The sequence below is a fragment of the Spirosoma profusum genome (assembly GCF_014699005.1).
In the GTDB taxonomy this organism is placed as follows: Bacteria; Bacteroidota; Bacteroidia; order Cytophagales; family Spirosomataceae; genus Spirosoma; species Spirosoma profusum.
In genome coordinates this window covers 308,475-321,288 of record NZ_JACWZY010000001.1, presented here as the reverse complement: position 1 = coordinate 321,288, position 12,814 = coordinate 308,475, and the positions used below count along the sequence as shown (strand labels likewise).

Here is a 12,814-nt window from a genome sequence, read left to right as displayed (position 1 = left end):
CCTTCCCTAACTTCCGAAGTTTCCAGTCCAAAATCCATTAAACCAGTTCTTTCTCGCTTGAACGCTCTGACAGACAACGCGCTTATGCTGCAGGTAAAAGCCGGTCGTATCGATACGATGGGTTTGTTATTCGAGCGTTACAATCGGCCGCTTTTCGGTTTCCTGTTTCACATGACGGGGCAGCGTGAAGCCAGCGAGGACATGGTGCAGACGGTTTTCTACCGCATGTTGAAATACCGCCATACGTTTACTGGGGACGGTGAATTCAGAAGTTGGATGTATCACCTGGCACGTAACGTAATAGTCGATCACAGCAAGCAAAACAAGCGTTCGTCCCAGCATTATGATTTGGCCGATGTAGCAGAGAAAATTGGCGGAGGAACCACCGCCGACGAACAGTTTCAGAAAAAACAGGAACTGGAGACCCTTCACCGGGCGATGGCCAGATTAAGTGAAGAAAATCGCGAAGTACTGGTACTGAGCCGGTTTCAGGAATTGAAGTACGAAGAAATTGCACGAGTACTCAACACGACCGAAGGTGCCATAAAAGTACGGGTGCATCGCGCCATGAATGAGTTAAAAAAAATTTACTTGACTATTGAAAATGGGAAAACTGCCTATAAACTGTGAACAAACGCAAGAGCAATTGACCGAATGGCTCAGCAATCAGCTGCCCGATGCTGAAGGAGCTATTATGGACGCGCACCTTGCCCAGTGCCCAGCCTGTCAGGCAGAAGCCGATTCGGTACGGCAGCTTTGGCAAATGATGGGTCAGTTACCCACGCCCGAGCCGAGTCCGATGGCCCGCATCCGGTTCCAGACGATGCTTGATACGTATAAAGAAACAATTGCCGATAAACCGGAGAGCGCCCTGGATAATCTGCTCACAAAATTCCGGGAGTTCTTTACGCCGAAACTGGCCGTTCGACTGGCTTACAGCGTAGCACTGGTGGGAGTTGGTATTCTTGCGGGTTACTGGTTTAATCACGCTACTGGGCCTAACGTGGCGTACAAGCAGCAGATCGATACGTTATCGACGCAGGTACAGGAAATGCGGCAGATGATGATGCTCTCGCTACTGGAAAATCCGGCGGCTTCGGAGCGGCTTCGGGCGGTGAGTTATACCGAAGAAATTAACCAGGTCGATAGTAAAGTAATTGATGCCCTGCTGACAACATTAAACAACGATGCAAATGTGAACGTCCGGCTGGTAACGCTGGAAGCGCTGGCCAAACTGGCTGATAACCCGACGGTTCGGGAAGGGTTGGTTCAGTCGATTACCCGTCAGGATTCGCCCCTGGTACAATCGGCGCTGGCTGATGTGATGGTAAAATTGCAGGAAAAACGGTCCATCAAACCACTTCGGCAATTGCTCCACGATGACAATACAAACCACATGGTCAAGGGTAAAATCGAACAGACCATCCGGGACTTATCCTGATTTTAAAACGTAAATCCCAATACACCTATGCGACTGTTACTAATCTCCGCGCTGGCGGGGGTGGCCATCTCTTGTGCCCAATTGCCAGCAAATGCTCAGGAAGCCAAAGAGAATATCCGTAAAGAATTTACGGTTTCGAAAGGCCCCAACAACGTATTCGCTCTTTACAATATCCACGGCTTTGTTAAAGTCGAAGGCTATTCAGGCGATAAGATTATCGTAGAAGTTAACAAATCCATTACCGCTAAAAACAACGGTGATCTGGAAATTGGCAAAAAGGAATTTCAACTTGGCTTCGACCAGAAAGGCGATAGCGTAACTGTTTACATCGCTCAGCCATTCGATTCACGTCCTCGTCGGCAACGACGTAACGACTGGAATAACGACCGCGATATTGAGTACGATTTCAACCTCGATTTTACGGTAAAAGTACCTAATCACATGAATCTGGTGGTGTCGACTGTCAATCGGGGCGAAGTTGTCGTGAAAGATGTAAGTGGCTATGTGAAAGCGCGAAATGTTAACGGAGCCATTACGCTGACAAACATGAAAGGCACTACAGACGCCAATACGGTTAATGGTGGCGTCGACATCACTTACCTCGCCAATCCACCCGAAAACTCCTATTATCACACCATCAACGGGGATATTCGGGTAACGTACCCCGCTAACCTATCGGCAGATCTACAATTTAAAAGCATGCACGGAGGATTTTACACCGACTTTCCCAATGCGGAAGCACTCCCCATGCAGCCGACAAAAACCGAACAGAAAACGGGCAGCGGTATGACCTACAGACTCAACAAAAACACTGCCGTTCGCATCGGTAGTGGCGGCAAGACTTTCAAATTTGAAACACTAAACGGCAGCATTTACATTAAAAAACAATCCTGATGAAAACGATTAAATTGACAATTGGAATTCTGATTATAAGCCTGATTTCTACCGGTTCACTGTTCGCCCAGAACGAGGTGAAGGAACAACTGGTAGTTCCGCTCAGCGATCCTGGTAAACCCGGTACGTTACGGGCTGGTCTGGTTAATGGCTCGATACACGTAACGGGACACACAGGCAAAGATGTGATCATCGATATTTCGGCTTCGGGTAATTCACGGCGGGGTCGACGCGATGACAGTGACGATCGGCCATCCAATGGCATGAAACGTATCAGCCCAGGTAACCCGTTCGATGTGAGCGCCCGCGAGAAAAGTAACACGATTACGATTGAGTCAAACTCCATAAATCAAACGATTGACCTAAATATCAAAGTGCCTCAGAATTTTTCGCTACGTATCAGCACGGTCAATCACGGCCAGATTACGGTCGATAACGTATCGGGTGAGCTGGAAGTCAATAACGTAAACGGTTCAATTGAACTGACCAACGTATCGGGTTCGGCGGTTGCCAACACCGTAAATGGTGGCGTGCTTGCTACGTTCAAAAGTGTAAACGCCGAAGCGCCAATGGCATTCTCGACCCTGAACGGTAATGTCGACGTAACGTTTCCGGCTTCGAGCAAAATGAATCTGAAACTCAAATCGGACCGGGGCGATATGTTCACTGATTTCGATCTGGACGTCGATAAAACGGCTTCGAAAGTTAACAAGAGCAATCAAAACGGTATGTACCGGGTCGCTATCGAAGAATGGGTACAGGGCAAAGTGAACGGAGGTGGCCGGGAGATCATGATGAAAAACATGAACGGCAATATCTACGTCCGGAAAGCGAAGTAAGCAACCCTGCGCAGACAAATAGCATCTGGCAGTCAGTACTACGTGGTGAGCCAGCCAACTGGCGAATCGAAGTTCAGATTCTGTACCCTTCCAAACCCACTGATTACCCATGAATGCCTGGTTCACACTCGCCCTGCTACTCGTCACTACGTTGGTAGAACCAGCTCAGCCAAATGCTTTGGCTGAGCTGACAACCCAGCCGCCAAAAATATCTTCCGATAATTCGTTGAAAAACCGGGTTGATTCCCTTGTCGATCAGGCCATTCAGCAGTTCATGGGAACACCACAGGCGGTTGGGCTCTCGCTGGGAATTGTCCAGAATGGGCAAACGCAGGTTTACAATTACGGTACGGTCGAGAAAGGGCGGACGCAACTCCCAACGAGCCAAACGCTATATGCCATTGCGTCGATCACCAAGACGTTCACGGGTGCGCTACTGGCTCAGGCAGTTGTGGAGAAACGCCTGAATCTGGACGACGATGTTCGGAAATACCTCGATGGCAATTATCCGAATCTGGCGTATGAAGGCCATCCCATCCGGCTATATCATCTGCTGAATCACCGATCAGGACTGCCGTTTTTGTTGCCTAGTCACCCGGACGTAGCAACGAACGCTAATACGTCGGCCTCGGCGATTTCCATGCAGCAGGAACGGATAAACCCACGTAGCGATTTTTACGCCGAACTGCATCAGGTCAAACTCGATACCATACCGGGGCATCGTTTCCGCTATTCCAATACGGGTGCTCAGTTGCTGGGGTATATTCTGGAAAAGGTATACAGTATGCCGTTCGAAGAGCTTGTCCGTCAGAAGATTGCACAACCGCTGGACATGAGTAGTACCAAAATTTCACTGACGCCAGCCGAACAAGCCCGTCAGGCGAAGGGCTACGACGTCTGTGGCAACGTAACAGCTTCGGATGCCGATGAACTTCAGGCAGCGGGTGCACTGAAATCGACCGTTGACGATATGCTAAAATTTGTGTACTGGAACGTAGCAGAACAGAGCAAACCGGTCCGGTTGACGCACCAGCCAACGTGGAGCGACGGTGCTACGTATTCGGCCGGGCTAAACTGGCAGATGATTCAATCGGGTACTAACCGGGTCATCTGGCAGGACGGCAACATTCCGGGTTTCAGCAGTTTATGCGTCAATTATCCTGAACTTAATCTGGGTATCATCGTGCTCACCAATGAATGCGATCGCACTACGGCCCAACGTGTTACGTCGATGACCAACCAAATCGCCAAAGCCCTCGACGAACGCGCTGTCTTGTTACCCAGGTAGATTCGGGCAGGGAGTGGGGTCGCGTGGATGGCAGGGATTGCGGGGAAGAGTGAATCCCTACTCCACGCTCCCTGCACCTTGCTCCACCCCACCTTCACGCCCTATTTTTTCGCTTGTCCGCAAGTGAACGTAATACGTCCGAAACCGGACGTATTACGTTCACTTTTTCTTTATAATTTTTTGATTATCAAGTAGTTAAAAGCAATGGTATAATATTTGAGCGTAGCCCAGATACAACACAAATCAGGAATAATAAGCAGGGTTTTATCCGTATGCCTTCTAACCCCGTGCCGCAACCCGATGCTACGTAATTTTCTCAATATCGCCCTAAGAAATCTTTGGAAGCACAAGCTGTTTTCAGTGATCAACGTATTTGGGCTAGCATCGGGATTAACCGTCTGCCTGCTGGCGCTTGCCCATATCAAAGGGGCTTTCGATTACGATACGTTCCACCCCAACCGCGACCGAACGTATCGAATTCTGACCGACGTAGTCAGTTTAGAAAACAACGTATCACCATTTGCCACTACGCCCCAGCCGCTCGGAAACGTACTGAAACAGCAGTATGGTTTTGTTGATGAAACCGCTCGCGTTGTTCGAACGTATGGGGATTTTTTGGGAAATCACAAACGACTGACCGTAATGTCGTTCGCGGTTGATCCGGGATTTTTCCGAATCTTCGGCTTCAAACTGGCGAAAGGTTTACCCGCCACGCAACCAAATACAGTTGTTCTAACTCCCGAAACCGCCGAAAAATTCTTCGGAACCGCTAATCCCATCGGGAAGCTTTTACAGCACACAGAATTAGGCAGTCTGACCGTAACGGGCGTTTTAGCAAAGCAGGTCACGAAATCGCACCTGGTATTCGATATGCTGATTGCGTTGAAGGAGTCTTCTCAATCGCAGCCGGCCAACGCGGCCTGGGAAAACTATTTTCCCGGTCATACCTACGTACTGCTGAAAGAAGGCACGCCTGTCGATGCTTTGGATAAAGCGCTACCTGCAATCGTAAGCCGAGCAACGCAGGATTTACACTTCAAAAAGATAAAAGGTTATAGCTTCCGTACGCAGCCTCTCAACCATATTTCACCCGGTCGCGAAGAGCTGATGTATGGTACGTATGAACCCCAAATTGCCGGACTTTTGGCTGAGTTCGGCGTGGGGCTGGTGACGCTGTTGCTGGCGGCTTTCAACTACATTAACCTGACACTGGCGCGTTCGCTGAGCCGTGCCCGCGAAGTAGGTATTCGCAAAGTAAGTGGGGCAGTACGCTGGCAATTGATCGGCCAGTTTATGGGCGAATCCGTGACCTTTTCATTACTGGCCCTAGGTCTGGCCGTCGTGATGCTGGAACTCGTCAAACCGATGCCGTTTGTGCAGCAATGGCTCATTGGCGGTGTTAAATGGGACTGGACGATCTGGATCACGTTTATTCTGTTCAGCATTATAGCTGGCTTATTAGCAGGCATTGTTCCAGCCCGGATATTGTCGGGTTTCGAACCAGCGCAGGTGCTACGTAGTCAGACGGGTTTGCGCACGTTACGTGGTATTTCGTTACGTAAGTCACTGATTGTTGCGCAGTTTACCATTTCACTCGTGGCTATGATTAGCCTATTAACCATGATTCGTCAGATGGATTATATGGCTACGGGCGATTACGGTTTCCGGCGGGAGCGTATCCTTACTATTCCCACTAATGACGTACCGGTTCAACGTTTAACCAATGAGCTGAACCGATTGGCGGGCGTTGAGCGGGTAGCTACTTCTTCTGAGTTATTGGGTTCGCAAGGAGGAAATCTACGATGGGTAAAACGGAACCGGTCGAAAATGGATTCTTCGCTCTCTTTTATGTCTTCGGTCAATCATCAGTTTATTCCTGCCATGAATCTGACCCTGCTGGCGGGTCAGAACCTACCGGTTTCTTCTACCGATACGTCTGGGCGGCTGGTGGTTATCAACGAAGAAGCGGTTAAAGTGTTCCGTCTGGGTAGCCCCCAGGAAGCCGTTGGGCAATCGTTGTGGCTTAATGATAGCACCGAAGTAACTATTGCAGGCGTTGTGAAAGATTTTCGCTTTACTACGTTCCACATACCTATCAAGCCATTGATGCTACGTAGCGTACCGAGTCAGTTTCGCTACGTGACTGTTAGTATTGCCGCCGGTGCCGAAACCGCCGTACTGACTGACATTCAACGAGTATGGAAACGACTTAGCCCTTACGAACCCTTTACCGGGCAATGGTATAACAATTTTCTGGAAGAGCTCCATACCCATAGCACCGATACCGATTTTATGGGATTGCTGATTGGCCTGGCGTTTTCCATCGCCTATATGGGCTTACTGGGTATGGTAACTTATACAACGCAAAGCCGTGTCAAAGAAGTGGGAATCAGGAAGGTTATGGGCGCCGAAGTGCGTCAGATCATCTGGCTGCTGTCCCGCGATTTTGTGCGTTTATTGCTCATTGCGGGTGCCATTGCTTTGCCGCTCGGATATTTGGGAGGGTACGCGTTTCTGGTCCATTTCGCGTATCATGTATCCATCGGTATTGAAACGCTTGGCCTTTGTTTCGCAGTCTTGCTGGTGCTCGGTAGCCTCACGATTGGCCTCCGAACGTACCGAGCCGCGCTGGCGAATCCGAGCGATAGTTTGCGGTCAGAATAGCAAAGGGCTCGGGGTAGAGGGTCATAACTAATTTTTTACCCTATGCCCAAAGCCCTATGTACCATGCAAAAAATAAGTTTTAACAATTTCCTTTTCCTATAACTATGTCGTACATCGCCATTCCCATTTCTTCGATGCCTGGTAAGCAGGAAATCGAAATCGACGTAACCATCAACGGGCAAAAACAGGCCCTCCATTACCGCGTGGAGTTGTTCTATTGGAGCGACTGCGTAGTGCCCACCTTCGACCGGGTCGAGTGCATCCGGCAGATGCTGGCTGGCTACGACCAGGACTGGACACTCTACTACATCGGCTCACCGACCGATGATTTTGTACCCATTACGTTCGTCAGGAAGGAAGATCTTGCCATACAGCGTCAATTGCGGATGGCAAGCTAAAGCTACCTTCACAGAAAAGCCAGCCGCTGTAATGGTTTACCATTACAGCGGCTGGCTTATTGTCTAAACTCAAGCTCAATGCCTTGGGAGTAGCCCTACCTATTACGAAAGGAACAGAAGCTCTTGTGTCATTTTTGATACAGGAGCTTCTTCTTTTTCAGGCCCTAATAGCATTTCAAAATGTCAAGGGAAGAAATATCCTATTCAATTCTTTTATATAAAAGATAATTATATATTTGCTCAATATAAATCGATTCATCCTAAACCATGCTCCAGAACTACTTCAAAATTGCGCTACGTAATCTCTGGCGGTATCGCCGGGTTAACCTTATCAGTATTGTCGGATTATCTGTTGGGCTGGCTTGTGGCATCGTTATCTTTCTGCTGGTCAGCTATTTGTTCAGCTTCGACCAGTACCATTCCAAAGCGAAACGTACCTACTGGATCGTAACGGATATTCGCCACGAGAATGTAACACCTACCGATGCTACCCCTCGGCCATTGGGCGAAGTGCTACGTCGGAATTATCCATTTGTGGAGAGCGCCGTTCGGCTGGAGAATGTTTTCCGACGCGTGGTGGGTGTGCCCGACGGGAAGGGCCGTATGAGCAAAAAGTTTGAAGAATCGCGCACGCTCTGCTTCACAGAACCTCAGTTTTTCGACGTATTCGACGTAACGTGGATAGCGGGCGATCCGAAAATAGCTTTGTCCTCTCCCAATACGGTGGTGCTTTCCGAACGATACGCTCAGAAGTATTTTGGTACATCGCAGGTAGTTGGGCGCGTGCTACGTTTCGATAACCAGGTTAACCTGACCGTAACGGGAATTATCAAAAATCCGCCGTCAAATACCAAGCTTCGTTACGAATGTCTGATTTCCTATAGTACACTTTCCACATTATCAGGCACTAACGGTCAGCAAGCCATGCAATCGTGGGACAACGTAACAACCGTCTGTTTCGTTACGTTGCGCGAAGGTACGCCCCTCGCGCAGCTCACGAACGTATTGCCCGCCATCCGCCAGAAATACCTACGTACTGAAGAAGCTAAAGCGCTTGATTTCCACGTATTGCCCCTCCGCGACCTGAGCCATAACCCACAATACGGGGGCGAGTCACCCTACATGATTCTTTATGTGCTCATCGCGGTGGGGTTGTTTCTGGTGGGCGGTGCCTGCATCAACTTCATCAACGTAGCAACTGCTCATGCCTTAAAACGGGCAAAGGAAGTTGGCGTTCGGAAAGCGGTGGGCAGTACACGCTGGCAATTGATTGGGCAGTTCATGACCGAAACCAGCCTGCTGACACTCGTGGCTGTGCTGCTGGGCATGCTTCTGGCGCAACTGGGTTTACCGGCGCTCAACAACGCCCTCCACATGCTCAACGCCGATTTATCAATCCTGGACCTCTTCCTGCCACGTTCACTGATTTGGTTTTTGGGGCTGATTATCGGGGTTATCTTACTGGCGGGGCTATATCCGTCGCTGGTGCTGGCTCGTTTCAAACCGGTAGTGGCGCTGCATGGCCGGATGACGACGCAACAGGTAGGCGGTTTGCGGGTGCGTCGTAGTCTGGTGGTTACGCAGTTCTTTATCACGCAATTATTCTGTATCGGCGTTATTGTCATGATGGCCCAGGTTGGTTATATGCAGGTAGCAAATCTGGGATTCCAGAAAAAATCCATTCTTACCATTCCCGTTCCTACTGATAGTCCTATCAAACAACAAACGCTACGTGCCAGATTAGGGCAAATACCAGGTGTCGAAGATGTTACGTTGGGGGTTGAGCCACCAGCTGCGCCCCATCGCCCGCCGTTACCGTTTACGTTCGACACCCACACACAGCCTGAGAAATTTCAGACTCGTGTGAAGGTGGGCGACATGAATTACCTGTCGGTGTTTGACATAAAACTGCTTACCGGACGAAATTTCCGCAACAACGACACCACGAATAATGAGGTGATTGTGAACGAAACGATGGTGAAGCAATTAGGCGTACCGTCTGCCAATAGCGTGCTGGGCAAACGACTCAATATCTGGGGCGCCGACCGAACCGTTGTTGGTGTCGTGCATGATTTTTATATGGGCGAACTACGTATCGGTCTTCAGCCGCTGGTGCTGTTGAATTATTACAAAGAGAACGATATGGCCGCGCTACGTATCGACCCCACCAACGTAACGGCCACAATGTCTACCATCGATCAGACCTGGAATGAACTCTTTCCGGAATACGTTTTCAAAGCTTCGTTTGTGGACGAACAACTGGACAATTTTTATGTAACGGAACGGATTCTACTTTCTCTGGCACAGATTTTCTCGCTGGTAGCCATCCTGATCGGCTGTCTGGGTTTATATGGTCTGGTGCTGTTTATGGCCGAAACCCGGCAGAAGGAAATCGGCGTCCGGAAAGTGCTGGGAGCCAGTGTTCAACAACTGATCTGGCTTTTCGGGCGTGAGTTTACGTGGCTTCTGGTTATCGGCTTTGTACTCGCTGCTCCAGTTGGCTGGTTTCTGATGAATGGCTGGCTGCAAAGTTACGCCTACCGCATTGATCTCGGCTGGTGGGTATTTGCGCTTACGCTGGCATTAGTTTCGGGTATTACGTTGTTGACGGTCGGTCGGGTATCCCTGCGGGCGGCAATGGCTGACCCTGCAAAAAGTATTCGCACAGAATAAAAAGCCTGACAACGTAACAAGCAATTTTCATGTCAACTGTCTGTTACGTTAAAGTATCTTAAACGCTGTTTTTCAAGCAAATACTTTCCGTTCTTAGTACTCATAAATAGCTCAAAATGTATCAATTGACCACCATATCAATTGTCTTATTCTGGCTGTTGACGGGCCAGACATTGGCGCAGTCTGGATTGCGGGGGGACTACTATACGGGGGTGAATTTCGAGCAAAAAGTTTTATCCAGAATCGACCCGCAGATTAGTTTCGACTGGGCATATACCAGTCCTGATCCAAGGATTCCCCGTTCAGAATACTCCGTTCGATGGACAGGTAAACTACTGGCACCCGTGAGCGGTGAGTATCGTTTTTATGCCCATGTCAATGATGGTATCCGCGTTTGGATTGGTAACAAACTAGTAATTGAATCATGGCGCCTAAACAGTAACAAGAATTATACGGGAAGTATCACGCTGGAAGAAGGCCGTTATTACGATTTACGAGTAGATTATTTTAACGATATCGAGTGGGGCAACATCCGTCTGTACTGGCAAAGGCCAGATACCAAACGATCTTTTTGGGATCGATTCAGTAATCCTGACGAATTGATTACAGCGAAGTATTTCTCTCAAAAAACGCCAGCTCCTCCCCTTCCGCCAAAACCCGCACCCCCCAAATCGACTACTACAGTTTCGATACCACCGAAAACAATTCCATCAAAAAGACTGGCTCTCAATCTAAAAAAACCAGTGATTACACCTGTGACAAACAGGACGCTAATTCCTGTTGATACGTTACCATCTGCGCCAAAACCCGCCCCCAAACCACCTACCGAAGCACCTTCAGCATTGCAACCCGGCCAGATAGTTGTATTACGTAATGTTCAGTTTGAGCAGAGTAGCTACGTACTGCTGCCCGAATCGGCCGATGAGTTGAACAAAGTTGTTCGGGTCATGACTGCCAATCCGCAGTGGCATATTCATGTAGCGGGCCATACCGATAACGTCGGCGATCCTCGACTGAACGTAGCACTATCGGAAAATCGGGCGCGCGTGGTTGCCAATTATTTCACCCGGTATGGCATCAATGCGGAACGTATCACAACAGAGGGTTTCGGGGGAAAGCAACCCGTTACGGACAATTCGACGGAAGGGGAACGTAGTAAAAATCGGCGGGTTGAGATAACGATTAAGTAACACTGCCGTTAAATTATACATCATTATCTTCTACTCTTGAGTCACATCAATTTGTAGGATCATTCGACGTAGTAACAACTCACAAGGCAGCCTTGATCAATCCAGCGAAAAGCAATCGCACAGAAAACGTTTCTTAAAGCCTGAATATCACTAAACATTCGACCTTTGCTTCGACCTTTGCTACGTGTCAACTTTATTATAAAAAGTTACCGATGAAACGGTTAGCTATATTCTGGATACTGGTATTTGGACTGACTCCTGGACACGCGTTCGCGCAACCGGGGTTGAGAGGTGATTACTACGCGGATATGAATTTTGTACGAAAGGTCTTTTCGCGAATCGATCCGCAAATCAGCTTCGACTGGGAGTTTAAAAGTCCCGGTCGAGGAATTCCTCGCTCGTATTATTCCGTTCGGTGGACGGGCAAACTGCTGGCACCTGTAACAGGTCGTTATCAGTTTTATACCCGTGTCGATGATGGCATTCGGGTTTGGATAGGGAACCAAAAAGTAGTTGAATCCTGGCAGTTGAACGACTCCGGAAATTACACGGGTAGCATTCTGCTGGAAGGCGGACGTACCTATGATTTACGTGTGGATTATTTCAACGACATGCTGGGCGGGAAAATTCAACTCTACTGGCAACGCCCTGATACGAAACGCCTTTTATTCGATAAGTTTACTACGCCAGGAGAGCTCATTTCCGCAAAGTATTTTATCCAGAAAACACCCACTCCGCCCCCATCGCCAAAGCCTGCAACCCCTAAAACGACGTTCATAGTGTCTGTACCACCAAAGACGATTCCTCAGAAACGACTGATTACTAACCTGAAAAAGCCAGTTGTCAGGCCTGCCCATATCAGGAAAACAAATACTCGTGATACGTCGACAGCGGTGCCTACGCCCGCTCCCAAACCAGCCGTCGATGCTACGTTAGCCTTAAAACCCGGTCAGACAGTCATATTACGTAATGTCCAGTTTGAGCAGAGTAGCTACGTATTACTACCCGAATCGGCTGATGAGTTAAACCAGGTGGTTCAGGCAATGAACGCGAATCCGGAATGGCATATTCACGTAGCAGGCCATACTGATAACGTCGGTGATCCCCGGCTCAACGTAGCACTGTCGGAAAATCGGGCGCGCGTAGTGGCCAATTACCTGACTCGGAGGGGCGTCAATGAGCAACGTATCACAACTGAAGGGTTCGGCGGAAAGCAACCAATTACTGGCAATTCAACCGAGGGTGAACGTAGTAAAAATCGGCGCGTCGAGATTACCATTCGATGAACGTAGCGCGTCAATACGTGTCCACAAGTGAACAATACGTGTCCGATGACGGACAACCTACATCCCCACGAAGCACTGTAAACTTTTGCTTATCAACGACTTAATTAAAGTGGCACATCACTTGCCAATTGGTTGATGAAC

The 12,814-nt window shown here is 49.0% G+C and carries 10 protein-coding genes; all 10 read left to right on the top strand.

From position 1 onward, the window contains the following. The first annotated feature begins 84 nt into the window (after positions 1–84). The 10 genes from IC229_RS01110 to IC229_RS01065 all read left to right on the top strand — a co-directional run bounded on the left by IC229_RS01110 (position 85) and on the right by IC229_RS01065 (position 12,673). A complete protein-coding gene (locus IC229_RS01110) occupies positions 85–630 on the top strand; it encodes an RNA polymerase sigma factor (protein ID WP_190885315.1) in 546 nt (181 codons plus the stop codon). Further along, positions 605–1,441 carry a HEAT repeat domain-containing protein gene (locus IC229_RS01105; protein ID WP_190885073.1) on the top strand — a complete coding sequence of 279 codons (837 nt, stop codon included), beginning with the start codon at positions 605–607 and terminating at the stop codon, positions 1,439–1,441. The genes IC229_RS01110 and IC229_RS01105 overlap by 26 nt, the downstream gene beginning before the upstream one ends. A 27-nt stretch (positions 1,442–1,468) precedes the next feature. Further along, complete coding sequence (locus IC229_RS01100) at positions 1,469–2,335, top strand: DUF4097 family beta strand repeat-containing protein (RefSeq protein WP_190885072.1); 867 nt, start codon at positions 1,469–1,471, stop codon at positions 2,333–2,335. Beyond that, positions 2,335–3,174, top strand: a complete 840-nt coding sequence (locus tag IC229_RS01095; protein WP_190885071.1) for a DUF4097 family beta strand repeat-containing protein — start codon at positions 2,335–2,337, stop codon at positions 3,172–3,174. The genes IC229_RS01100 and IC229_RS01095 overlap by 1 nt, the downstream gene beginning before the upstream one ends. 109 nt (positions 3,175–3,283) lie before the next feature. Then, complete coding sequence (locus IC229_RS01090) at positions 3,284–4,462, top strand: serine hydrolase domain-containing protein (protein WP_190885070.1); 1,179 nt, start codon at positions 3,284–3,286, stop codon at positions 4,460–4,462. 300 nt (positions 4,463–4,762) lie between these two features. Next, positions 4,763–7,126: an ABC transporter permease gene (locus IC229_RS01085; RefSeq protein WP_190885069.1), complete on the top strand. Its 2,364-nt coding sequence runs from the start codon at positions 4,763–4,765 to the stop codon at positions 7,124–7,126. A 104-nt stretch (positions 7,127–7,230) separates the two neighbouring features. Next, positions 7,231–7,524, top strand: coding sequence for a hypothetical protein (locus tag IC229_RS01080; protein ID WP_190885068.1), 294 nt, complete (start codon positions 7,231–7,233; stop codon positions 7,522–7,524). Between the two features lie 267 nt (positions 7,525–7,791). Continuing rightward, on the top strand, positions 7,792–10,197 hold the full coding sequence (locus tag IC229_RS01075; protein ID WP_190885067.1) for an ABC transporter permease: 2,406 nt from the start codon (positions 7,792–7,794) through the stop codon (positions 10,195–10,197). Between the two features lie 116 nt (positions 10,198–10,313). Continuing rightward, positions 10,314–11,387: a PA14 domain-containing protein gene (locus IC229_RS01070; RefSeq protein ID WP_190885066.1), complete on the top strand. Its 1,074-nt coding sequence runs from the start codon at positions 10,314–10,316 to the stop codon at positions 11,385–11,387. A gap of 212 nt (positions 11,388–11,599) precedes the next feature. Next, a complete protein-coding gene (locus tag IC229_RS01065) occupies positions 11,600–12,673 on the top strand; it encodes a PA14 domain-containing protein (protein WP_190885065.1) in 1,074 nt (357 codons plus the stop codon). The last annotated feature ends 141 nt before the right edge of the window (positions 12,674–12,814 follow it).